23 protein-coding genes are annotated in these 23,172 nt (G+C 35.6%); 16 read left to right on the forward strand and 7 right to left on the reverse strand.

Annotation, left to right across the window (positions count from 1 at the left end):
- Positions 1-76 precede the first annotated feature (76 nt).
- The 4 genes from J2S19_RS01875 (at position 77) to J2S19_RS01890 (ending at position 2,287) form a co-directional block, all read left to right on the forward strand.
- The gene (locus J2S19_RS01875) at positions 77-454 is read left to right on the forward strand and encodes a GntR family transcriptional regulator (RefSeq protein WP_307336325.1); all 378 of its coding nucleotides are present in this window, start codon (positions 77-79) and stop codon (positions 452-454) included.
- Positions 454-1,335 (forward strand): ABC transporter ATP-binding protein, encoded by an 882-nt coding sequence (locus J2S19_RS01880; RefSeq protein ID WP_307336329.1) that lies wholly within the window; start codon positions 454-456, stop codon positions 1,333-1,335. Before J2S19_RS01875 ends, J2S19_RS01880 begins: the two co-directional genes overlap by 1 nt.
- Entirely contained in the window at positions 1,316-1,924 is a 609-nt protein-coding gene (locus tag J2S19_RS01885) for an ABC-2 transporter permease (RefSeq protein ID WP_307336332.1), read from the forward strand. Before J2S19_RS01880 ends, J2S19_RS01885 begins: the two co-directional genes overlap by 20 nt.
- 63 nt (positions 1,925-1,987) lie before the next feature.
- Positions 1,988-2,287: a YfzA family protein gene (locus J2S19_RS01890; protein WP_307336335.1), complete on the forward strand. Its 300-nt coding sequence runs from the start codon at positions 1,988-1,990 to the stop codon at positions 2,285-2,287.
- Between the two features lie 277 nt (positions 2,288-2,564).
- Here the strand turns inward: J2S19_RS01890 and gnd are convergent, their stop codons facing one another.
- The 4 genes from gnd to J2S19_RS01910 all read right to left on the reverse strand — a co-directional run bounded on the left by gnd (position 2,565) and on the right by J2S19_RS01910 (position 7,687).
- Positions 2,565-3,968 carry a decarboxylating NADP(+)-dependent phosphogluconate dehydrogenase gene (gnd, locus tag J2S19_RS01895; protein ID WP_307336338.1) on the reverse strand — a complete coding sequence of 468 codons (1,404 nt, stop codon included), beginning with the start codon at positions 3,966-3,968 and terminating at the stop codon, positions 2,565-2,567.
- Between the two features lie 89 nt (positions 3,969-4,057).
- Positions 4,058-5,404, reverse strand: a complete 1,347-nt coding sequence (locus J2S19_RS01900; protein WP_307336341.1) for a GntP family permease — start codon at positions 5,402-5,404, stop codon at positions 4,058-4,060.
- Between the two features lie 23 nt (positions 5,405-5,427).
- The gene (gene gntK / locus J2S19_RS01905) at positions 5,428-6,963 is read right to left on the reverse strand and encodes a gluconokinase (protein WP_307336343.1); all 1,536 of its coding nucleotides are present in this window, start codon (positions 6,961-6,963) and stop codon (positions 5,428-5,430) included.
- Positions 6,956-7,687 (reverse strand): GntR family transcriptional regulator, encoded by a 732-nt coding sequence (locus tag J2S19_RS01910; protein WP_307336345.1) that lies wholly within the window; start codon positions 7,685-7,687, stop codon positions 6,956-6,958. The genes gntK and J2S19_RS01910 overlap by 8 nt, the downstream gene beginning before the upstream one ends.
- A gap of 309 nt (positions 7,688-7,996) precedes the next feature.
- Between J2S19_RS01910 and J2S19_RS01915 the strand changes: the two genes are divergently transcribed.
- From J2S19_RS01915 to J2S19_RS01940, 6 genes are all read left to right on the forward strand, one after another.
- Positions 7,997-9,070, forward strand: a complete 1,074-nt coding sequence (locus J2S19_RS01915) for a PQQ-dependent sugar dehydrogenase (protein ID WP_307336347.1) — start codon at positions 7,997-7,999, stop codon at positions 9,068-9,070.
- A 296-nt stretch (positions 9,071-9,366) separates the two neighbouring features.
- Positions 9,367-9,795 (forward strand): MerR family transcriptional regulator, encoded by a 429-nt coding sequence (locus J2S19_RS01920; RefSeq protein WP_307336350.1) that lies wholly within the window; start codon positions 9,367-9,369, stop codon positions 9,793-9,795.
- Positions 9,792-10,142: a DUF4260 domain-containing protein gene (locus J2S19_RS01925; RefSeq protein ID WP_307336353.1), complete on the forward strand. Its 351-nt coding sequence runs from the start codon at positions 9,792-9,794 to the stop codon at positions 10,140-10,142. The genes J2S19_RS01920 and J2S19_RS01925 overlap by 4 nt, the downstream gene beginning before the upstream one ends.
- Before the next feature lie 425 nt (positions 10,143-10,567).
- Entirely contained in the window at positions 10,568-11,008 is a 441-nt protein-coding gene (locus J2S19_RS01930; RefSeq protein WP_307336356.1) for an NUDIX domain-containing protein, read from the forward strand.
- Between the two features lie 1,250 nt (positions 11,009-12,258).
- Complete coding sequence (locus J2S19_RS01935) at positions 12,259-12,879, forward strand: DUF7010 family protein (protein ID WP_307336358.1); 621 nt, start codon at positions 12,259-12,261, stop codon at positions 12,877-12,879.
- A gap of 336 nt (positions 12,880-13,215) precedes the next feature.
- A complete protein-coding gene (locus tag J2S19_RS01940) occupies positions 13,216-13,377 on the forward strand; it encodes a hypothetical protein (protein WP_307336361.1) in 162 nt (53 codons plus the stop codon).
- Positions 13,378-13,784: 407 nt separating this feature from the next.
- Here J2S19_RS01940 and J2S19_RS01945 read toward each other — a convergent pair whose 3' ends face one another.
- Both J2S19_RS01945 and J2S19_RS01950 read right to left on the reverse strand, forming a co-directional pair.
- Positions 13,785-14,177 (reverse strand): rhodanese-like domain-containing protein, encoded by a 393-nt coding sequence (locus J2S19_RS01945; protein WP_307336364.1) that lies wholly within the window; start codon positions 14,175-14,177, stop codon positions 13,785-13,787.
- A gap of 19 nt (positions 14,178-14,196) precedes the next feature.
- A complete protein-coding gene (locus J2S19_RS01950; protein ID WP_307336367.1) occupies positions 14,197-14,616 on the reverse strand; it encodes a MarR family winged helix-turn-helix transcriptional regulator in 420 nt (139 codons plus the stop codon).
- Positions 14,617-15,082: 466 nt separating this feature from the next.
- Here J2S19_RS01950 and J2S19_RS01955 point away from each other — a divergent pair, with 466 nt between their 5' ends.
- The 3 genes from J2S19_RS01955 (at position 15,083) to J2S19_RS01965 (ending at position 17,401) form a co-directional block, all read left to right on the forward strand.
- A complete protein-coding gene (locus J2S19_RS01955) occupies positions 15,083-15,538 on the forward strand; it encodes an NUDIX hydrolase (protein ID WP_307336370.1) in 456 nt (151 codons plus the stop codon).
- A 635-nt stretch (positions 15,539-16,173) separates the two neighbouring features.
- The gene (locus tag J2S19_RS01960; protein WP_307336373.1) at positions 16,174-16,632 is read left to right on the forward strand and encodes a GNAT family N-acetyltransferase; all 459 of its coding nucleotides are present in this window, start codon (positions 16,174-16,176) and stop codon (positions 16,630-16,632) included.
- A 109-nt stretch (positions 16,633-16,741) separates the two neighbouring features.
- Positions 16,742-17,401: a CPBP family intramembrane glutamic endopeptidase gene (locus J2S19_RS01965; protein WP_307336376.1), complete on the forward strand. Its 660-nt coding sequence runs from the start codon at positions 16,742-16,744 to the stop codon at positions 17,399-17,401.
- A 562-nt stretch (positions 17,402-17,963) separates the two neighbouring features.
- Here the strand turns inward: J2S19_RS01965 and pdxR are convergent.
- Positions 17,964-19,409, reverse strand: a complete 1,446-nt coding sequence (gene pdxR / locus J2S19_RS01970) for a MocR-like pyridoxine biosynthesis transcription factor PdxR (RefSeq protein WP_307336378.1) — start codon at positions 19,407-19,409, stop codon at positions 17,964-17,966.
- A 170-nt stretch (positions 19,410-19,579) separates the two neighbouring features.
- On the opposite strand from pdxR, the gene hisC reads away from it, so the two are divergent.
- The 3 genes from hisC (at position 19,580) to J2S19_RS01985 (ending at position 22,884) form a co-directional block, all read left to right on the forward strand.
- On the forward strand, positions 19,580-20,650 hold the full coding sequence (gene hisC, locus J2S19_RS01975; protein ID WP_307336382.1) for a histidinol-phosphate transaminase: 1,071 nt from the start codon (positions 19,580-19,582) through the stop codon (positions 20,648-20,650).
- 316 nt (positions 20,651-20,966) lie between these two features.
- Complete coding sequence (locus J2S19_RS01980) at positions 20,967-22,277, forward strand: hypothetical protein (protein WP_307336385.1); 1,311 nt, start codon at positions 20,967-20,969, stop codon at positions 22,275-22,277.
- Positions 22,278-22,494: 217 nt separating this feature from the next.
- Positions 22,495-22,884: a tautomerase family protein gene (locus J2S19_RS01985; RefSeq protein WP_307336387.1), complete on the forward strand. Its 390-nt coding sequence runs from the start codon at positions 22,495-22,497 to the stop codon at positions 22,882-22,884.
- The last annotated feature ends 288 nt before the right edge of the window (positions 22,885-23,172 follow it).

Here is a 23,172-nt window from a genome sequence, read left to right on the forward strand (position 1 = left end):
AATGATTATGACATTTGTATATATTGTATATAAAGTATATATACATTATTTCACACTCGATAAGTGAGGTCGTAACATGCAAATTATCATTACGAATAATTCAAAAGAACCCATCTATAAGCAAATTTATACACAAATAAAGAAACAGATTATTACAAATGAACTACATGCTGGCCAACCATTACCGTCTATGCGGCAACTAGCAAAGGATTTGGATATAAGTGTTATTACGACAAAGCGTGCCTATGAAGATTTAGAGAAGAATGGATACATATATTCAGTTATCGGAAAGGGTTCGTATGTATCTGAGCAGAACAATGAAATGATTAAAGAGAGGAAAATGAGAGTAATCGAGGAGCAATTGATTGCGGCGATTCAAAATAGCAAAGAAATTGGGATTCATCTTACGGAATTACAGGAATTGCTTACGATACTGTATAGGGAGGAAGAATGATGGAACATGTAATTGAATGTAAAAATGTACATAAAAAGTTTGATGGTTTTCAATTAAAGGACGTATCGATAACGATTAAAAAAGGGTTCATCACAGGGTTTATCGGTGAAAATGGAGCTGGGAAATCAACAACTATTAAATTGATGATGAATTTATTGAAACCTGATAGCGGAACAATTTCGGTCTTTGGACTGAATTATCAGGAACATGAAAAAGAGATAAAACAAAGAATTGGCTTTGTTTATGACAAAAATATCTTCTATGAAAATATTACATTAGCGGAGATGAAACGTATGATTAAACCAGCCTATATAAAATGGGATGACAATCACTTCGTTCACTATGTTAAAAAATTTGAATTGCCGTTAAATAAAAAAATGAAGACATTTTCTAAGGGGATGATGATGAAAGCTTCATTAGTAATCGCTTTATCACATCATGCGGAACTTATCATCATGGATGAGCCTACATCTGGATTAGACCCAAGTTTTCGGAGAGAATTGTTAGATATTTTGCATGATCTTATGCAAGATGAGGAGAAAACAATCTTCTTTTCCACTCATATTACGTCTGATTTGGAACGGATTGCGGATTATATTACGTACATACATAATGGTGAGCATATTTTCACTAAAGAATCCTACGAAATCGCAGAGGAGTACGCCATCGTCAAAGGTGGAGTTGAGTTATTAGACCGCGATACAGCACAGGAATTTATCTCAATTCGGAAATCAAAGCATGGGTTTGAGGCTTTATCATCTAATAAGGCAAAAGTAGAGAAACAGTTTGGAGATATGGCGTTAATTGAGAAACCTACTCTTGAAGATATTATGTATTTTACAAAGAAAGGGGAAAATCAATATGCTCAATTTACTACGTAAAGATATCATCTTGCACAAACAAATGTTCGTGATTCTGTTACCGATACTGCTTGTTTATTTATTTTTAGGTGCTTCTCATATATTAGTAGGCTTTGTGTTTAGTACGGTAATGGTTATGACTTCTTTTGCAATGGATGAAAAGTCGGAGATTAATATGTTACTTAATTCTTTACCTTATACACGAAACGAAATTGTCAGTTCAAAATATCTAGGTGTATTTGTCTTAACTTTTATCGTCGTAGTGACCATATTTATTGGGAATATCATTTTTAATCAAGAATTAATACCTTTTATCGATATATTCTTTATTTTTATTATCGTGATGATGTTTGCAGCTGTCTTGTTGCCTTTTTCTTATAAATTTAAGAGCCAGTATTTGTTAATAGCTTCGATTGTTTTATTTCTAGTCTATATGGTAGTCGTTAACTTCCTCATCAGAAATTTAAACGATATCATTAGAGAGTTTATACAAAGGTTGCTAAGCGCACAAAACATGATGGTTTACTTGTTTATCACAGTGATTATTGGAGGTATATATGCAGGTTCCTGGATTCTTTCCACTCATATATATAGGAAGAAATTATTTTAGGGGTAGCCCTACTAGTAGCTAAAATATATTTGCAAACTAAAACTAAAAACGGGGGATGAACAGATGGTAATGAAACGAAAGAAAGATGGTCCTGCATCATTGCGTCGATGTATTGCAGCTCTTGGACTTTTTCTTTGTTTGCTATTAATGATGTACCTTTTTGATACTACACCGTGGACACTTAATTTTCGCGAAGGGACCTTATTTGAAAATCTATTAAATTCTACTTTTTTTACGGAATGGTTTGTTCCATACCGGACACCAGAGTTTAACGTTTTAACGGTTTTGTTTGCAGTAATTTTTGTACCAGAAATTATTATTAGTACGATTGAATATATTAATGCCAGAAGGAAAAAACAATAAATTGAACTTTTTTAAAGGAGTATGAAATTGATTGTTTTCAATTTGTGAAGAGAGTGGGGGAAAGTGTGTAGAAGCTAGACGGCTAAGGGGCAGACCCTTCCAACATCCACTTGGGTATGAAGTGACTCAAAACAATAGCGTCATTTTCTTGCAACCTTTAACGATTTTGAACTGCCCAAGGGTATAAAAATAACATTTGGTTGGTAGTGTTAAATGCATAAATAGAAAAGCCCTCATGAAGCATAAACACTTCATAAGAGCCTAATATACATTCTACTTATTGCCAGTTTGTATGGAAGACACCTTCACGATCAATTCTCTCATAAGTATGAGCACCGAAGTAATCGCGTTGAGCCTGAAGGAGACTGGCATTAGAACGGCCATTTCGATAGCTGTCATAGTAAGTAAGTGATGAGCTAAGGCATGGGAACGAAATACCTGAAAGAACGCCATCACTGACAACCTTGCGTAAGCCGATTTGGTATGCTTTCACCTTATCAGCAAAGAATGGGGCAAGAAGTAGATTTGTTAATTGTTCTTGTTTACTGAATGATTGGCTAATTACATTCAAAAAGTCTGCACGAATGATACAGCCACCACGGAAGATTAGTGCGATATCCTTTAAAGGTAAATCCCAGTCATAAAGGTCTGAGCTCATTTTATATTGCGCAAAGCCTTGTGTGTAGGCGCAAACTTTCCCCATGTACAATGCTTGACGAATAGACTCGATCCATTGTTCTTTATCAAGCTCTTGTAGCTCAGCTTCTGGACCGGATAAAACGTCTTCTGCTCGAACACGTTCTTCTTTTAATGAAGAAATATAGCGAGCGAATAATGATTCGGTAATGATGGATGATGGGATACCATTATCAATTGCTTGCATGCTTGTCCATTTTCCGGTTCCTTTTTGACCCGTTTTATCGAGGATAACATCAATTAACGGAAGGCCTGTTAATTCGTCTTTTTTACGTAAAATTTCCGCAGTTATCTCGATTAAATAGCTTTTCAGTTCACCTTGATTCCAAGTTTCAAAAATTTCCGCAATTTCATCAACTTGTAAATGTAGTCTATTTCGTAAAAATGTGTAGGCTTCAGCAATTAATTGCATATCGGCATACTCGATCCCGTTATGAACCATTTTGACAAAATGACCGGCACCCTTTGGACCAATATAGACACAGCAAGGGTCTCCGTCAACTTGTGCAGCGATTTTCGTTAGAATAGGTGCTACCTTATCGTAAACGTCTTTATCACCGCCAGGCATTATCGAAGGTCCTGTTAATGCACCGACCTCACCGCCAGAAATTCCGATGCCTAAATAGCCAATTCCTTTTGTCTTTAACTCATCATAGCGACGCTCAGTATCTTGATAGTGGGAGTTACCGCCATCCATAATGACATCGCCTTCCTCAAGGAAAGGAACAACAGAGCTAATAACAGAATCAATCGCTTTTCCAGCCGTTACCATCACAAAGATTTTACGTGGAACTTCTAAAGATTGGACAAAGTCTTGCACTTCATAATAGGGGAGAAGAGATTGTGCTTCCTTTTTTTCCATAAGTTTGTCTGTTAAATCTCTCGTGTAATTATAGACTGCTACTTTCTCTCCATGATTCGCCATATTTAAGGCGATATTACTTCCCATAACTCCTAAACCGATAACACCAATTGTATTAAACATTTTATTTACTCCCTTTTTCTCAGATGAATAGGCAGTAAACTCGCACAAAAAAGATAGAGTTTACTGCCTTACCTATAAGTAGTATGGACTTACACAAATAAACTTAGTAATAAAGTAAATCCTAATCCTGCTACAGCAATGATTGTTTCTAGTAATGTCCATGTGGCGAATGTTTCTTTCATGGTTAAACCGAAGTATTCCTTAAACATCCAGAAACCTGCGTCATTTACATGTGATGCGATGACACTACCTGCACCTGTTGCTAGAACGACTAACGCAAGGTTTACGTCAGATTGACCTAACATTGGAATCACAAGTCCTGCAGTTGTTAAGGCTGCAACGGTTGCTGACCCTAATGAAATACGTAGGATTGCAGCGATTATCCATGCAAGCAAGATGGGTGATAAATTTGTTGCACTAAATAAATCTGCTACATAATCACCAACACCGCCATCAATTAACACTTGTTTGAAGGCACCGCCACCACCGATAATTAATAGCATCATACCGATATGTGTGATGGCTGTTGTACAAGATTCCATCACGGTTTTGATTGGGATTTTTCTCGCTAAGCCCATTGTATAAACAGCAACTAATAATGAGATTAACATAGATGTCGATGCATCCCCAATAAAACGAATTGCAGCAAGTATACTATTATCTTCAAAGCCGATTGTTTTTTGCAATAAATTAATAATGGTTGCAATCGACATTAAGATGACCGGAAGCATCGCAGTAAAAACACTAATACCAAATCCAGGTGTTTCTTCTAATTTAAATGTTTTTTGTTCACCTAAAGAGGCAATACTACCTGTTTTTGTGAAAGAGTTCGGAACAAGCTTTTTCGCAATTTTTGTGAAGATTGGACCTGCTAAAATAACAGTAGGAACGGCAACGATAAAGCCGTAAAGTAATACCTCACCAAGGTTTGCCCCATATTCACCAGCGATGACGGTTGGGCCAGGGTGGGGTGGTAAAAATCCGTGTGTGACTGACAATGCTGCTGCCATCGGAATACCGAGAAACAAAACTGAAACTTTTAATTCTTTCGAGATTGCAAAAACAATTGGAATTAATAAAACTAGTCCAACTTCAAAGAATAAGGCAACACCAATAATAAATGACGCAACAACGACAGCCCATTGAATATTTTTTTCGCCGAATTTATTGACGAGGGTCATCGCAATCCGTTGTGCACCACCGGCATCAGCGATTAATCTTCCAAGCATTGCACCAAGTCCGAAGATTAATGCTAAATGTCCGAGAGTTCCGCCTAATCCAGCTTCAATCGTTTTAACGATCTGGTCAAGTGGCATTCCAAGTGCTAAAGCAACACCGAAGGAAACAATGATTAACGAAATAAATGTGTTTAATTTCAATCCCATAATTAAAATGAGTAATGCTACGATTCCGATAGCTACGATAACTAATGGCATGATAAATCCTCCAAATGTTTATTCTAGTTGAGTAAATTTCTTTGATAAGTCGCAATACGTGTATAATCTTCTGTTAAGACTCTTGATAAACTGATGAAAATTGGCATCAATTCTCGATATTCCTTTGTAGCTTCCTCTTTTGGAGCATGCTTATAAGTGCTGCCAATCATTTCTGAAACGATTTCAAAATTGTCAATCTTCCCAGTTGCATAAAGACCTAAAATACAAGCACCAAGGCATGAGCTTTCATAGCTTTCCGGAACGACTACTTCAGATTCAAAAATATCGGCCATCATTTGGCGCCATACTTCTGATCGTGCGAAGCCTCCAGTTGCCTGAATCCTTGTCACAGGACCATCCATACATTCTGTTAAGGCAAGAAACACTGTGTATAAATTGTATATGACACCTTCCAAGGCAGCGCGAATCATATGCTCTTTTTTATGTGACATTGTTAAGCCGAAAAATGAACCGCGTACATCTGGATTCCAAAGTGGGGCACGTTCACCAGCGAGGTAGGGGTGAAATAAGAGTCCATCAGAACCTGGTCTTACTCGTTCGGCAATTTTTGTTAATACCTCGTATGGGTCAATGCCTAATCTTTTCGCTGTTTCCACTTCAGAGGAGGCAAGCTCATCTCTTATCCAGCGAAGCACCATTCCGCCATTGTTAACAGGACCACCGATTACCCAATGGTTTTCCGTTAAGGCGTAACAAAAAATTCGTTCTTTATCATCTGTTTGCGGCTTATCAATGATTGTCCGAATGGCGCCGCTCGTTCCTATCGTTATCGCGACTTCACCTTTTTGAATCGCGTTAACTCCAAGGTTTGATAAAACACCGTCACTTGCCCCGATGACAAATGGTGTGTCAGGATGAATTCCGATTTGTCGGGCTAATTTAGGTTGGCAGTTGCTAAATAGTTCTGTAGTTGGTACGAGTTTCGATAATTTATCAGTTGTAATTCCCGCAATTTGTAAAGCTTCTTCATCCCATTGCAACGTTTCGAGATTCATCATTCCCATTGCAGAGGCGAGGGAGTGATCGACGACATATTCGTCAAAGAACTTGAAGAAAATATATTCCTTAATACCGATATACTTTTTCACCTTGTTAGCGATTTCACGACGGTCATTTTCAATCCAGGTAATTTTCGTTAATGGTGACATTGGATGAATTGGTGTACCAGTTCGCCTGTACACTTGATGACCGTTTAATTCATCCTTGATTTTATGGGCCCATGCTTCACTGCGATTATCTGCCCATGTAATACATGGTGTGAGCGGCTTATCATCTTGTCCAACGGCAATCAAACTGTGCATTGCACTGCTGAATGAAACAAAGCCAACTTTCTTTTCCGGATGTTTTTTCGTAATCGATGTCATCGCTTGTAATACAGCTTGAAAAATTTCATCTGGATTTTGCTCTGCCGTCGAAATATCGGGAGTATGTAGCGGGTAACCGATATTTTCATTCGCAATAACCTGACCCTTTTCAGTAAATAAAACTGCTTTCGTACTTGTCGTACCAATATCAATCCCTAACATATAGCTAGTCATTATTTTGTTCGACTCCTTTTGAATACATTTGTTGTGATATCCATAGGTCTTCAACTTTTCCTTGAACATCATCAAAGTTTTCATGTAAAGACTTAATCATCAGTTCGCGATTTCGATTTTTAATCGCTTCCAAATATAGCTCATGATTGTTAATGATTCTTGTGAAATCCTCATGCTTTTCTTTGAAACGAGTTCGCATTGAGATAAGAATAAAGCTTTCCATAACCGGCTTTAAATTTTCCCAAATCATCAGGATGTATGAGTGGTTAACTGAGCGAATAATCGTTTCGTGAAACAGGACATCTTGATAGGAAAAATCGTCAGCGTCATGATATTTAATCGCAACCTTCATCATTTCGATTATTTTGCTAAGTTCAATGACGAGCTCGGTTGTGTCAATTTTGACAAGTCGCTCAAACACAAAAGTTTCAATGAGTAAGCGGACATCATAAATTTCTTCAATTTCCTTTTCGGTTAAGCCAATGACAACTGCACCCATTCTTTCTAAGCGAATGATATTTTCAGATGCAAGAATTTTTAGTGCGTCTCGAATAGGAGACCTACTCACGGCAAAATCGGCAGCTAATTTATTTTCAGATAGAACGGTACCGCTTTCAATTAGGCCAGAAATAATTCTCATTCTTAGCTCATAAGCAACTCGGTCGCCAGCGGAAGCCTTTGCTAGCCATTTTGAAGGATAAAGTAATTCCTTTGATTCTGACATTTTTTCACCTGCTTATTATTCAAGTATACTTGTATACAAGTATTATATCGAAAATGAATAGCATTGCAAGCGTTTTACAAAAAGTTTTTCCTGATTGTAAATCTCAGTTTTAATGTGGAAGGATAGAAATGGTTGATTTAATAGGGGTTTAGACATGTTGGGATAATAGGTAATAGATAGTAAGATAGTAGTGAGTATTGGCTATGATGTGACTAGTTTCACTTTTTTATATAAAATATAATCTGAATATTATAAATTCATAGGGAGGAGATTGAATACTATAATTTTTCACGAGGAGAGGTTAAACAATTGAAAAAAGTCTTTATTGTATATTTAGTGTTTATTTTCTTACTAGTTGGATGTTCATCAAGTAGACAGCAAGATGTTAATATTGAGTCCAATCGTGAACAAAAAAATGACCAATTAGAAGTAATTGCTGACAATCTAAATGTCCCTTGGTCGATTACAAAGCTTGATGATACGTTTTATCTGACGGAAAGACCTGGAACAATTGTGAAAGTAGAAGATGGAATTGTGGAGAGACAAAGCGTGGAACTAGCAAAGAAGGTTTCGACGACTTCAGAGGATGGGGTGCTCGGGTTTGTGCTCGCGCCTGACTTTAAGGACTCGGGTCTCGCCTATGGGTATTATACATATGAGGACAATGGCGGTATGTTGAACCGTGTTGTCACACTTCAATTAGAGGGTAACATTTGGAAAGAAGAACGTGTGCTTCTCGATAAAATACCAGGTAACTCCTGGCATAATGGTGGGCGCCTCAAAATTGGACCTGACGAAAAGCTCTATGTAACAACTGGGGATGCATATGAGAATAGTATATCCCAAGACCCTGCTAGTTTAGCTGGGAAAATATTGAGAATGAATCTAGATGGAACGATTCCGACTGATAACCCGTATCCGGATTCATACGTCTATAGCTATGGCCATCGAAATCCTCAAGGGCTGACTTGGTTACCGGATCGAACGCTTTATGCGAGTGAGCATGGGAACAGTTCACATGATGAAATCAATAAAATTGAAGCAGGTCTTAATTACGGCTGGCCAGTAATTGAAGGTGATGAAAAGCAGGAAGGCATGGTTCCGCCTCTATTTCATTCGGGACATGACGCAACTTGGGCTCCATCTGGTATGGAATATCATGACGGGAAACTGTATGTTGCTGCATTAAGAGGAACGGCTGTTTTAGAATTTAACCTTGAAACAGGAGAGTATCAGAAAGTGATTTCTGAGCTTGGTAGAATTCGAGATGTCTATATTGAGGATAACTATCTCTATTTTATTAGTAATAATCGGGACGGTCGGGGAGAGCCAGTGGAGAATGATGATAAGCTATATAGCATATTGCTTTCTGAATTCGATTAATTGTTGGCAAGTAAGCTGCTTAGCATAGATTTTTTAACCATTATTTTTTAACGTAGTTAGGGATGAGAAAAATAGAATATTCTTAATTACAAAAAGTGCAAAGGTTTGATAGGTGAGGAAGTTGTGACATCAAAATCGTATACCAATACTTAATGGACGCTATTCTTTAATAGGATAGCGTCCATTTTTGAGGGCCATTTTACTTATAGATTCATAAGTTTTAAGTTCGTGCTTAGAATTACTCTTGACCTTAGAGCTTACTCCAATGTTAATGTTGTATGTAAGGAGTGGTGAATATGCAAATTAAAGACTTTGCGAATAAATATCAAGTGCAGGCTGATACAATTCGTTATTATGAGAAAGAAAATATCCTGAAGCCAAAAAGACGCTCAAATGGGTATCGTGAATATGACGAAGAATGCGAAAAGCAGATTGAGCTAATCATCGTGTTAAAGGAATTAGGATTTACATTAAAAGAAATACAACAGTTACTCTTACTAAAGGACGAAGCAATATCAACCAGTTGCAACAACACAACCGTTTTGTTGTTAAATGACAAAATAAGCAAACTTGAGGACAAAATTCTTTTTTATCAGAAAGCATTGAAAGTCGTGCAAACCCTTAAAGAACTAATAGTCGAGGAAAAATATCAAGAAAATAAAAAGGTGATTGAAGAAATGATAGACATGTTTTTTCGAAGTGTACATGAACGGAGGATGTTATGAAGATGAAACAAGTGGTACGTATTGAAAATGGAATAGCCTTTGTCCTTTCGTTCTATCTATTTACACTGTTAGATTTTCCGGTCTGGTTATTTTTTCTTCTCTTAATGATTCCTGATATCACAATGGTTGGCTATGCATTTAACAATAAAATAGGTGCAAAAGTTTATAATTTCGGGCATAGCCTTGTCGTCCCGTTGCTGCTAACAATCGGTTATTTCTTCTATTTAAATGAATATTTACTTCTTACGATTATCATCTGGGTTGCTCATATTTTTATGGACCGTTTTCTAGGGTTTGGATTGAAATATGAAGATTCCTTTAAAAGTACACATATTCATAGGCTTTAATAATAAGATACGGAAAGTACTGCAGGTATAGCTGTTGTAGGGAGGCATGCCCATTGAATGACATGATTAGTTTAGCATGCACTACCTGGGATTTATTTTGTTTTTTTAATCAGAAACGAGCAACAAACGTGAAGTTTTAGTATACCTTATTAATTATTTGATGATGAGGATATTCTAGTTGCAGATTCTAAAAATGAAAATAGCAGGTACTTTCATTTTCTAATGATTAATAGTAAAATCAACATGAACTGGAAAAATGTAGCTAGGGTTCCGCTATTAGATAGGTCAGTGACCGAGGGCTATATCTTTTACAATATGTAAGAGGCACCTATTGACATAAAAGGTCCGAGGGGAAAGGTTCAGCGTATTTGGTATGCGTTGAAATCTTTCTCTTCGGACCTTTTTTATTTTTCAAGGAGGTTTATATGAAAAGGATTGATGATGTAAAAGCTGGTGTTGCAGTAGTTATTTTGACGAAGGATAACCAAGTGTTGTTGCAAAAAAGGGCAGATGTTGGACTTTGGGGAATTCCTTCAGGACATATCGAAATTGGAGAAACAGTTTCGGAAGCTGCTATAAGAGAAGTAAAAGAGGAAACAAATTTAGATATAACCATAAAGAAATTAATTGGTGTTTACTCTGACCCGAAATCACAAGTATTTGAATACCCAAACGGTAAAGTCGTACATTTTATTACAACGTGTTTTCTTGCAGAGATTACTGGTGGAAAACTTACATGTCATTCAGAAGAGTCATTAGATATTAAGTTTTTTGATAACGATAAACTACCGAATGATTTATTGAACATGCATCCGAAATGGTTAAAGGATGCTTTGTCTAATAGGGGGGAAGCGTTTATTCGTTAGGACCTTTTTATTTTAAAAAACTGGTACGTTACTATAATGTGCAGAAACACTCAGGGAATGGTTGAATGGAAGAAGGATTCTCATATAAAGTCGTATTCTGAATAATAAGAATAGCTAGGTGATAGGACCTAGCTATTTGAAAGCTCATCAGGTTGAGGGTATATTTTTTCAAAAACCTTTTGAAATACAAAGTTTAGTAAGGCATCGGTAATGAGTAACAGAAAAAAATATATAGATTTCACCTTAATGTTAAAGACATTAAGCTTCTTGAATAAAGCAACGATTGGAAAAGCATAAATAATATCTCCAACAAAATTTATTAATATGTATAGTAGGAATTTACCTTTTGATAAATAGAAACTCCACACTGTTAATACTATGTAAGGTCCAAATAAAAGTAAGAATGTTGTTTGTGTAAGGCTTTTCTTACCACCTTTTACCTTCCATAATTTATGAATGGAAAAATAAAAAATTTCACACATGACGACCACAGTAGAGAACAAGGTAACAGGAAGGTATTTTATAAAAACCTTTTTCTTATTAGGGATAAAAATTACAGATATCCATGAAATTAAAAATAGGGATAGTCTTATGTAGGTTTGCATGATTATATTATTCCCTTAGTGTTTATAAAGTAGGATTCAATGAATTTATTTCTGGTCTTAATTATTTGAAATAATAATATCCGACGATAACTGTGTAGAATAATCAGATCAGAATAACCACTAGTGTGATTATTCTGATGTGTTCTTATATACTTTACTGAGTAATTCACTCATCTTTGTGTGATGAAAAATTGTCAAAGAAATCATAATAAGGCTAAAAATTGCTGAGACTATTGTACTTAATAACAAACCTCTAATTACATTTTGATTAAACAGTTGTATCACCCTTTCGTACATTCATCATAACTATTATTCATGCTAATCAGTATAAATATTCATAATGTAAGTTTATTTCTAAATCGTATATCTGTTTAAGGTTAAAAAAGACCACCACAAAGTAAACTATCAATTTCTACAGTAAATTCCTGTACATATAGTTAATGGACAACATTTTTAATTAATCTACTGTAATAGTCCCAATATCTAATTGGACATATAATTAAACATACAAAATGGTTCAGTCATTTGTCTATCTGAATATAAATGTTAAGAAGGTATCAGCTTAAATCGCGAATAAGCTGCTTTATCATTAATCCTAGTTGAAATATTGTATGAACAAATACGTTAATAAGGGGATTGTTATTTGTGACACAAACTACAAGTACTATTTCTGGAACAGAAGTACGGGAAACGGCATCTGGTGTATTTTTCATGGCGTTTTTCGGTACTTTATGGGCGTATACAGGCATTATGGGATTGCAAGGTTGGGGAGTTGCATTGTTGTTAGTTGCTGCGATTGCCATAGGTATAGTTCTGTTCCTTGGTGGTGTTTTATTAATTCATGGATCGCGGAGATTAACGAGTCAAGTTCCAAAAGTAGATTTAAGTCAAAAGAAGCGTACGACGTTTAGGTTTAACATCATTTTCGCGGCTGAGGGTTTGGCTATAGCGATTGCGATAGCTGTCTGTCATGCTACTCAACGTATTGAACTACTGCCTATCGTAATCGCAATGATTGTCGGTGTTCATTTTATCCCACTTGCTCACTTATTCAAAGTTAGACTTTATTATGTTACAGGGATACTTCTATGTTTACTAGCTATTATGACATTACTATTTGTTCCTTTGAAGCTTACAATGGGAGGACATAAAATAAATGCCTTTATGTCCGTGGTGGGCTTCGGATCTGCCATAATAATATGGGGAACTGGTTTGGCTATATGGTTAATAGGTAGTAGATTGCTAGGAAAGATTCAGACAACATAATTAATAAGCTAGGACTTTTCTCCAACGAATGGGCGCTTCATTTTAGTGGCGTCTTTTATTTTATGGCATTAACAAATGTGAGGATAGTTATAGTTAAACTCAATGAGTATTGCTACTCTGTAAGTTTAAGTAGTGTAGTGTTACAACGGAAGCAATTCTTGTACTACCAGCTATAGAGAAACTAACGCAAAGTAGAGTTGAATTTATTGTAAATAAGCAACAATACGATAAAACGAAAAGCCGTTGGTACATACTTAATCTTGATAATGAGGATCATCAAATCTATCACTTACACTACCATGATCATAACGGGGGCAGGGAAAGGTTTGGAATGGATTGTTACTTGCTCGTTATCTAAAAAGCAATGAGAATACAAATCGAAGAAAGTTTGCAAAGCTTACCCCATATACAGTTAATGGAATACAAGCTGGGTTCTATGACCCGTGGGCTAATGATCAAGACTGGGGCTTAAATTTCATGTTTGACTATATGGATTAAAATAAATTAACGGGTTGATAAGCTAATATTTATAAATAGTATAGATTTAGTATTGCTGTGCTAGTATTATTCAGGAGATTAGAACGTTCTAATCTCCTGTTTGCTAATGATTTAAGCACCATAGCTAATTCTTCGTTGAATATTGCAAGTAATAAAAATCAATATCTTCGGCAAGGTACAATATTATTTTTCATCCTCACTTGTTAGACATGCTCATCAATTATTTTGTGAGTACTTTCTCAGAAATTAACCAAAGGAGAGTAATAAATAACCGAAACACTCTGTTTTCATCTTTTTGAAGGTGCAGGTCTTGACAATTGCTTAGTAAATCGACGTTGGACTGCATGCGTTCGATACATAATCACATGAAGCAACGCAAGTCCAAAGCCTGTGATACTGCATTAGATTCAGCACCCACAAGTATCAGACGGTTCAACATCTAGAGATGAATCTGTTACAGGAAAATTCATTTCCTTCCAAGCCGCAATCCCGCCGCTCAATTCTTTTACTTTATAACCACGTTCTAACAAAAAAGCTGCTACTTTGACTGCTGTGTTACACCAGACATCCCAACAGTATACAATGATTTCCTTATCTTTTGGAATTTCATGTAAACGTTCGTGTAGCTCTTGTTGTGGAATGATAGCAGCATCCTTAATTGTTACACTTCTTACATGTTCAGGACCGTTTCTTACATCAATCAAAAAGTATTTTTCTGGTTCGGCTTGTGCCAATCTTAAATAATCCATCGGACTAACAGTTGCTTCCAAACGTGCATGAAAATAATCAAGTGCATTCATAAATAAGTTACCTCCAGTTTTAAAGTGTACGCCAAATTTTTACGAGAAACTCCTTCAGCATTTGTTTTTCTTGATTGTTTAAAGGAGAAAGTACTTCTAGTTCTGTTTCAATTAGAAATTCCCAACGTGAATCTAAAACTTGATTTCCTTTAGGTGTGATTAAAAGACTATAGGATCTTCTGTCCTTCGGATTCCTTGTTCTCTCTACAAATCCTAAAGTTTCTAGATGATCGATATGGCTTACCATCGTTGTCCGATCAATTTGGAGATTTTCGGATATATCCTTTTGCGAAGAATAAGGATTGCCGCTAATAAATAAAAGAACTCCATATTGTCTAGCATTAATGTTATAAGGGGTCAGTCCCTCAGCAAACTTTGTTTCCATTTGCTGAAGAACTTTTCCAAGCAAAAAACCGTAAGATTGATTCCATTTTTCCAAACTTAATAATCACCTCAATATATAATCAGTAAAATATATAATCAGTATAACTGACTAATTTCGAAAATTCAAGTGCTTGAGTCAATTTCTGTTATGAAATACAGTAACTTTGAATTGTAGGGTTACACAAGGATTTGAATCGAATTAATGCATATGTTGCTCTAAACAATGTCAACTCTATGAAGTTATTAGAAAAACTAGAATTTGTAAATGAAGGTGTGTATCGAGAGAAGCATTTGTTTAGAGGAATTATTATGACCATTATTCGCTTTCATTGTTGAAAGGGGATTGGATGTGATACGAATGGTATTTCAAACGAATCTACATAGATTTCTAGTCCCAATAAAAGGTGCGATACTTCAATAAGAGGTACCGCTTTTTTCTTGTTATATTGGTGGAAAAAGAAGGAAACCCCTTACCTTAGTCGAATAAAACTATAATCTGATTCGTTCTGGAGGATATTAATATGTTTATAGTTAATGTAGAAGGTGCAATTTATCGTGATAATAAATGGTTATTAATTCGAAGGAGTGTAAAAGAGGAACACGAAGGGGGTACTCTGTCACTTGTTGGTGGAAAGTGTGAAATAGAGGGAGATTCGAAAGATATTTTAGAAAGAACTTTACGTAGAGAAATTTTTGAAGAAGTAGGTATTGAGGTAGCAGTTAAAAATTATGTGAATAGTTCATCATTTGTTACTTCATCTGGCTTGAATGTTATAGATATAGTATTTCTGTGCGAGCATAATTCTGGAGAGCCGTATGCTAAAAGTACCGAAGAAGTCGATGATGTGATTTGGTTAACAACTTCAGAAATTTTATCTCATTCAGATTTGCCTACCTACTTAAAGGAAAATATAAAAATTGCAGATGAATTGTTAAAAAAATCAACAGGTGAAAAAACATTGGGAGTAAGCAATTGAATTGATGAGAACGAAGTAGAAGAAGTTTCGCTATGTCCTAATGTTTTAATAGCACCAATAGAAAAGGTGAATATGTGTACGATGTCCATGCAAGGTGGGAAAAAGGAAGTTCAGGTTATGCTTTTGTACTTGAAGTTCAATAAGTAGTCGCTTTCTATATTGAGAGGTTAGTGTAATAAAGTAGAATAAAGTAAATTACAAAATGTTACAATTATTTTAGAGGCAAAGTCTACATTTTAATTAAAAAGGAGAATTTTAATGGAGAGGACTTTGATAAAAACTGCTATATATTCATTTATTACTTCTTTCTCATTGATGATAGTTCTAATTCAAAGGGTAAAAAGTACAACAGATGCTAATGGGATGGTATCAGGAGAAGAAATTCCTTATCCAGAGTTTTTCTATATGATTTTGAAAAACTCAATAATTATTACTATCGTCATGGTCGTTATAATATTTTTATACAAAAAATTAAGAAGGTAGATGGTTGTCATTAGGTAGGCGGTTGTTTTGTATAGGCAATCGCTTATTTGTTTTAATGGCTATGTATTTTTGTATGGATGCTAATATGAATTGTTAAAAAATACTCTTAAAGTTTTTGGAAATCATTCAAAAACCGATTTGGGGTGGGATGTATGGTTAAGAAAAGTTGGGAACATGAAGACTATCTTATTACTATTGATAAAGCTGATTTAGAACTGGATGTTATTTATAACTTTTTGAGCAATGAATCCTACTGGTCAAAAGGAATTTCAAAAGAAGATGTTATTAAATCAATAAACAATTCTTCTCTTTGTTTCGGCTTGTATTATATAAATCCTATTGATAGAAAGAAGAATCAAATTGGATTTGCACGAGTCATTTCTGATTTGGTTACTCATGCTTATATACAAGATGTGTTCATTTTAACTCCGTATAGAAAAAAAGGGTTAGGGAAATGGTTGCTTAAAGTCATTACTAATTACGAAGAATTAAATATTCGTAGAATTATGTTAAGTACAGATGATGGACATTCATTTTATGCGAAATTTGGTTTTACCCCATTTGATAAGCCAACATTTTTTATGCAAATTAAAGGTAAGGGTGCAATTTAACACTAGTTATCATACATATCTATATTGTAAATCCTTACGAAGCGAACGGGTTGATACTTCTCAATAAAATGTACGAAAGAAGCGGTTTCGTGAAGAAGGAAGTGTTGTTTTGGTAAATGTAAAAGTAAATAATCATTATATTTGGGTATATTTCATGATATTTTTTACCATCTGGTGTATCAGAGAATTATGGTTTGTTCAATATTTAGATTTGATAGATCCTGTTCCCAGAGCTATAGCAAGTGCTGTCACTAAATTAGTGATTTGGATTATACCAGTTATATTTATTATTAATATTGTGGAAAATACCGATCCGTATTCCTTTTTGGGATTACGCAAAAACATAAAAAAAGGGTTAATATCGACAGGTTGGGTAACCTTAGTGTTCATATCCTATTTTGTAGTTGTTAATATCATTATTCTAGGGAAAAATATCAATTTTCAAATAGAGTTTAATCAATGGCTTAATACAGTTTTACTAGTTGGGATAACCGAGGAAATTGTCTTTAGGGGATTTTTATTAAGAAAATTGATAGATTCATATAAATTTTGGATAGCAAACACAATAACATCTTTACTTTTTGTATCTATCCATTTTCCCATTTGGCTTTATAAAGGTTTGTTTCAATTCCCTAATATTTTAGGTTCCATAATAAGCGTTTTTGTTTTGAGTATAATATTTGGGTTTGTATATAAGAAAAGTAACTCTCTTTGGTCAGTAATTATCGTTCATTCTTCATATAATTTATTCGTTTTACTTTTCTACTGATAGGTAGCGATTGTTCATTTATTTTAGTCGTTTCACTTTTCTTATGACCAAATAAACTTTGAATTACTAATATTATTTGTGCATGACTGCTCGTTTTGATATCCGTTGATTACTATATCTCATTTGTGGTTTGCTCATATGATGTGGAAGTCTTTTTATTACGAGATAGATGTTTCATTTACTTCTCTAATCTCTACATATTGCTTTACGCAAATAGCATCACACAGAATATTCAGTTATACTTTACTTTCGTTTTCACCTTTACCTCTAACGATTGCAGAATGATTAGGGCAAATAATGTTTTCTTATCAAGTGTAATAATTTCCCTCAAAACGAGAATCTGGAGAACATAAACACAAAGAAGGATTACCATCATGGATTTCTTAAGGATTATAGAACAAATTTAGGGTTATATTGGATAAATTAAGAGCATGTTTTAATCAATTGTAAATTAAGGACACGCTCTTTATTATTCTATTATCAAGGATTTAACTATCAAATTATTCCAACCTTTTTTATAAAGTAACACCAGAGGACGAAATAAATCTTATTTTACTCAATTTTATTCAGCACTCCATGCCTTATTGAGTAATTCAATACCCGTACGAATGTCCATCTCGGATAACCCTCCAAAGCCGAGCAAAACCGTAGGAGTGGCAGTTAATTCCTGTTTCAACGTATAAATAGAAGTCGGATAAACGATAACGCCCTTTTGCTTTGCAGTTTGGACGAGCTGTGTTTCGTTCATACCGTTTCTTACCCTGAGCAAAATATGTAGACCCGAGCCAGTGCCAATTATATCGATGTTGATGTCTTGAAAAACGTGTCGAATGGCCTGTAACAGTATGTCATGTTTTTTATGATATAAGCTTCGCATTTTGCGCATGTGCCGTTCAAAATCGCCTGACTGCATGAATAACTGTAACGTTTTTTGGAAAATCGGTGAGGCTAGTTGATCATAACTATGCCTTCCTAACCGAAACTGCTCCAGTAGAGTATGGGGGAGCACGAGATAACTGATTCTGAACGAAGGAGTCAACACTTTGGAAAATGTACCAACATAAACAACCCGTTCATCATTGTCAAGGCTTTGCAGCGACGGAATAGGCCTACCGTTGTAACGAAATTCTCCGTCATAGTCATTTTCAATGATGTAGGCATTGTGTTCCTTTGCCCAGTTCAATAATTTAATCCGTTTGTTAACCGATAAGGTCATACCGAATGGAAATTGGTGAGAAGGTGTTACATAAACAGCTTGTGCTTTACTATTGTATACTTCCTCAATTCGGATTCCGTCACTTTCTAAATGAAGAGGATGTAGGTCGAAACGGAACTGTTCTAACAACGCTTTCACTCCATTGTTGACGGATTTCTCCACTGCCATGCAGGATACATCTCTCTTGAGCAACTGAAAAAGTAGGTCTAGTGAATGATAGGTACCGGCGCCGATGATGATTTGCTCTGATGAACATCGTACACCACGGATTTGATGTAAATATGTAGCGATTTCCTCACGTAGCTCAGGATCCCCTTGCAAGTCACCATACAGCAGGAGACGACTGTTTTCTGGCAGTAAGCACCGATTCATCAATTTCCGCCATTTTGTAAGTGGGAAACTGTCCAAATCGACGCTGCCGTAGCCAAAATCGTAAAGGGCCAGATCTTCTTGGGATGAGTGATATGATCGTGGTATTGAAGGCGGTACGTTGGACTGATCCTTTAAGTATGTAGTTGGTGGTGAAATGGAGAATGTTTCTACATCAGCTGTATAGAATCCACTTCGGGGTTTACTTATGATATACCCCTCAGCAAGCAGCTGGTCGTATGCCAGCGCTACTGGTGTTCTGCTCACACCGAGATGGGCGGATAGTCTTCGGATAGAAGGTAGTCGGTTGTTCGTTGGAATACGACCCGCCACTATTTCGCCACGGATATAGTGGTATAACTGCATATACAAAGCTTCTTCTAATGTCTCATCGAGTCTTGGTGTAAGTTCAATCATCGCCATTCCTCCTCTTATTTTATCCAAACTGACATTGATAAAAGTACAAAACTGACCATTTTAAGAATGACAAATTCCAATTATGCTTATCATATCATCATGTTCACTGACCATAAAGACTGGGTACCTCAAATATGGACAGTTTCATAAATTAATAGCTATAAAGGAGAGATAAAATGAACTTTATACTACCACATATCCAACGATTGAAGCCTTATGCATCGGGAGCCCAACCACCCGGAGGAAGTAATGTAATAAAACTAAATCTGAATGAAAATCCGTATCCTCCATCACAAAACGTACTTAATGTGCTACGTACAATTGACGAGGAAGCACTACGACTCTATCCTGATGCTCGATGTGATGAGCTTCGTGAAGCATTGGCACAACAGTACGGTGTAGACAAGAAACATACATTTTGTGGAAACGGTTCGAGTGAAATTATCTCTATTATATTCACAGTGTTTGTAGAATCATATTCACGTATCGCGATTCCGGACCCATCCTTCTCGCTCTATCATAGCATAGCGTCTATTCATCAAGTAGAATGTGTAAGGATTCCGACTCGAGAGGATTTTTCAGTAGATGTAGACATGCTAGTTGAAAGTGGAGCACAGGTAATCGTACTCGTAAATCCAAATGCGCCAACTGGAAGGCTACTGCCTTTTTCAGATGTAGAACGGCTTGTCCAGAACTTTCCGGGACTTGTTATTGTCGACGAAGCCTATATAGATTTTGCAGAATCCAGCTTGTCTGCAATCCCGTTGATAGAATGCTATGAAAATTTGGTGGTTGTTAGGACTTTTTCTAAAGCTTACTCTCTGTGCGGGGCACGTGTGGGTTACTGTTTTTCTAATGAAAAGTTGATTAACGCGTTAGAGAAGGGGAAAGGTCTTTACAATGTTAACATAATCAGCCAGAAACTAGCATTGGCGGCTTTGCAAGATCAAGAGTACATGAAGAACACCACGGCTGCAGTGCGACGTACCCGTGGTGCATTCTCTGCAGACCTCCGTAGATTAGGATTCGACGTCATACCTTCCCAAACCAATTTCATCTTATGTACACCACCTCCTCAAATGGGAGAAAACGGAGCTCAGGAATTGTATGAGAAACTGATGGAGAGGAATATATACGTCCGTTATTTTAAAGATACTCGTCTTTACGATAAGCTGCGCATCTCTATCGGTACTAAAGAGGAAATGGATACTTTATACAATGAACTCCATAGTTTACTAGTAAAATGAAATTGCTATGACCTTCAATTGTGGTGATAGTGAAAAAGGAGGTGAGCATGAAGTTAATTTAAATTTGTGAAACTATTACACGAGCAAAATTCACTTAAAGTGTAGCGATACTTTAACAAAGGGTTATAAACAGCACATTGTCACCGTCTGAACAAAATGAAGTGAAAATCTGTAGCAATCATATATGATTAAGTTAATAGGAATTTGATATTTTATCAATTCAATCCTTTAGGGTAATAGCAATTCGTTCATTTAAGTAGCTGATGTATGATTGGCTAGTAGAAAACGACAATTTTTTTGATGAAAGGATAGAGAGATGGATTACATATATATCGATGAAAAAGGGCCGCAAGAAACGATTAGAATTACAGCTCCCTATGATGAAGAGATGAAAATCAAGTTGGGAAGCGACAGGATGAATGTTTATGTTGCTGATTTAATTAAGGTGAATGAAGCGCATCTTCACGAAGTAGAAAAGAGATTTGTTTTAATAGAAGAAACTTATAAGTCATCGAGAAGATTTTCTAGCCAGAGGGAATTGAAAGGTATGGATATCATAAAGGATAACTTTGAATTTGGTATTGCAAGTCTTAAAGACAATGAATTACATTTGTTCCATTCATTGTTTGACTTGCTGCTTGAAACTAAAGTTGAGAATCTACTATTTTCAATCAATAAGATGTCTCTAGTAGCTGATAAAAGATTAAGAAGTTGGATACTCAATTTAGAGGAAAAAAGGCTTATCGATTCTGCTTGGCTTTTAAAATACTCACTAGTAAAATATTTAGAAATTGAAGCAAGTAGTGAGGTCGTTAAAACGATTTTCGACTTAACGAAAAGCAATAAAGAGGTTCTAACGGAAATTCAAAAAGACATGACAGCTTTCGTTCATAAACACAAGCATATTCGAAGAATGGAACTCCAATTATTAGAATATAAGAAGATTATTCAAACAATTAGAAACACTAAGCATTTTGTTCGAGATCGTCCATTTGATAAAGTTTCTTTTGATTGGGAAAAGGTTTCTTTCGATGTTGATTTATGGTTGACTGAAATGTTCTTTGCAAATAAATATAATAAGAGTTCTACAGAACTGATTCTTGACCAAGGAATACCGGTAGAACCATTTAAAAATTTGCAAATTTCATCTATTAAAAATGATCAGAATTCCACAGAGCATGTTGGACTTCGAATTTCAGATATCTTGGTCGTACTTTCAGGTAAATATATGTCCAAGTTTACGAGAGAACTCAAATATGATAAAAACAGTCCAGAAAAGAGAAAAGTTTTGTCGATTGAATGGTTTCAATTAGATGAAAAACAATTTCACTTAATAAAAAAGATAAAAGAATACCTCTTTCCAGAACATTCAATGTATTGTTTTATCGTTGATACGTATTTTGATGATTCTGTATTTTTTGAAACCTATCTAAAATATATAAGTAACTATGAAACGTTCGATAAATATATAAAAGATTTACATAACCATTCAGAGCAACATTTTGCTTTTTTCACAAATCTTGCAATAACAAGGTGGCAAACAGCAATAAATAAAGAAAGAGAAATAAGTGCGACATATGGTAGTGTGAATTCTGGCATTAACAAAGGTATTGTTCGTCCGATATAATTGCATCCGTATATTGATTTTCTCAAAATGGTATATGGCTGGGGTTGCTTACAGGTTTAATTGCGAAGGTTGGTGATGTGTAAAAAATTACATAATTGTAAAAAATGGGTGGAATTTTTCCTGCGATAGATATATTCTTATTAAGAAGGTATTTTTAAATCCCATATAGAATAGTGTGTATGGTCAGCCGAGTTTAGAAGAGAAAGGTGAGATGAGCGTGGGGCAAATTAAAATTTATGGTGTAAAGGACAGATTAAATCCAATGAAGGAAACGTTGTCCGCTGTGATTCATTCATGTATGGTGGATGCACTTCAGTTTCCTACGGATAAGAAATTTCAGCGTTTCTTTCCGCTGGAGAAGGAAGATTTCTATTTTCCGAGTGGGAGAACTGAAGCGTATACTGTTATTGAAATTAGTATGTTTGAAGGCAGAACGGTAGAAGCGAAAAAAAAGTTACTAAAACTCCTATTTGAGCGAATAGATACAGAATTAGGAATATCCTCTCAAGATGTTGAGATTACGATATTTGAAACACCGAAACATAATTGGGGAATTAGGGGATTGCCTGGGGATGAATTGGCACTGAATTATAAAGTGAATATTTGAGGGCAGGGCGGTCACTAGTTGATCGCCTTTTTTTGATTTTGTAAAGGTCTATTAGTTGAAAGGAGAACATCTTTACAGGAATGCTCACAATCTTAAAATTACGTTAGTACTCTCTAAAAGGAACAGATAGGTTTGATTGTACAGATGTAATAAAATAAGCTCTAATCAGATACAAAACTTTAGTCGTGAAATCAAGAGGGGGGTCTCAATAAGCAGTGGCAGCATTTAGGTTCGAAAGTAATCATAACTAGGAATTAGGCAAACCTAAAGTTGCTGGACGTTTGACTT

Source organism: Metabacillus malikii, assembly GCF_030813355.1.
Taxonomy (GTDB): domain Bacteria; phylum Bacillota; class Bacilli; order Bacillales; family Bacillaceae; genus Metabacillus; species Metabacillus malikii.

Bases quoted from the DNA above. Each gene is read 5' to 3' on its own strand.
- J2S19_RS01875 (WP_307336325.1), top strand. From the start codon at position 77: ATGCAAATTATCATTACGAATAATTCAAAAGAACCCATCTATAAGCAA.
- J2S19_RS01880 (WP_307336329.1), top strand. From the start codon at position 454: ATGGAACATGTAATTGAATGTAAAAATGTACATAAAAAGTTTGATGGT.
- J2S19_RS01885 (WP_307336332.1), top strand. From the start codon at position 1,316: ATGCTCAATTTACTACGTAAAGATATCATCTTGCACAAACAAATGTTC.
- J2S19_RS01890 (WP_307336335.1), top strand. From the start codon at position 1,988: ATGGTAATGAAACGAAAGAAAGATGGTCCTGCATCATTGCGTCGATGT.
- gnd (WP_307336338.1), bottom strand. From the start codon at position 3,968: ATGTTTAATACAATTGGTGTTATCGGTTTAGGAGTTATGGGAAGTAAT.
- J2S19_RS01900 (WP_307336341.1), bottom strand. From the start codon at position 5,404: ATGCCATTAGTTATCGTAGCTATCGGAATCGTAGCATTACTCATTTTA.
- gntK (WP_307336343.1), bottom strand. From the start codon at position 6,963: ATGACTAGCTATATGTTAGGGATTGATATTGGTACGACAAGTACGAAA.
- J2S19_RS01910 (WP_307336345.1), bottom strand. From the start codon at position 7,687: ATGTCAGAATCAAAGGAATTACTTTATCCTTCAAAATGGCTAGCAAAG.
- J2S19_RS01920 (WP_307336350.1), top strand. From the start codon at position 9,367: ATGCAAATTAAAGACTTTGCGAATAAATATCAAGTGCAGGCTGATACA.
- J2S19_RS01925 (WP_307336353.1), top strand. From the start codon at position 9,792: ATGAAGATGAAACAAGTGGTACGTATTGAAAATGGAATAGCCTTTGTC.
- J2S19_RS01930 (WP_307336356.1), top strand. From the start codon at position 10,568: ATGAAAAGGATTGATGATGTAAAAGCTGGTGTTGCAGTAGTTATTTTG.
- J2S19_RS01945 (WP_307336364.1), bottom strand. From the start codon at position 14,177: ATGAATGCACTTGATTATTTTCATGCACGTTTGGAAGCAACTGTTAGT.
- J2S19_RS01955 (WP_307336370.1), top strand. From the start codon at position 15,083: ATGTTTATAGTTAATGTAGAAGGTGCAATTTATCGTGATAATAAATGG.
- J2S19_RS01960 (WP_307336373.1), top strand. From the start codon at position 16,174: ATGGTTAAGAAAAGTTGGGAACATGAAGACTATCTTATTACTATTGAT.
- pdxR (WP_307336378.1), bottom strand. From the start codon at position 19,409: ATGGCGATGATTGAACTTACACCAAGACTCGATGAGACATTAGAAGAA.
- hisC (WP_307336382.1), top strand. From the start codon at position 19,580: ATGAACTTTATACTACCACATATCCAACGATTGAAGCCTTATGCATCG.
- J2S19_RS01980 (WP_307336385.1), top strand. From the start codon at position 20,967: ATGGATTACATATATATCGATGAAAAAGGGCCGCAAGAAACGATTAGA.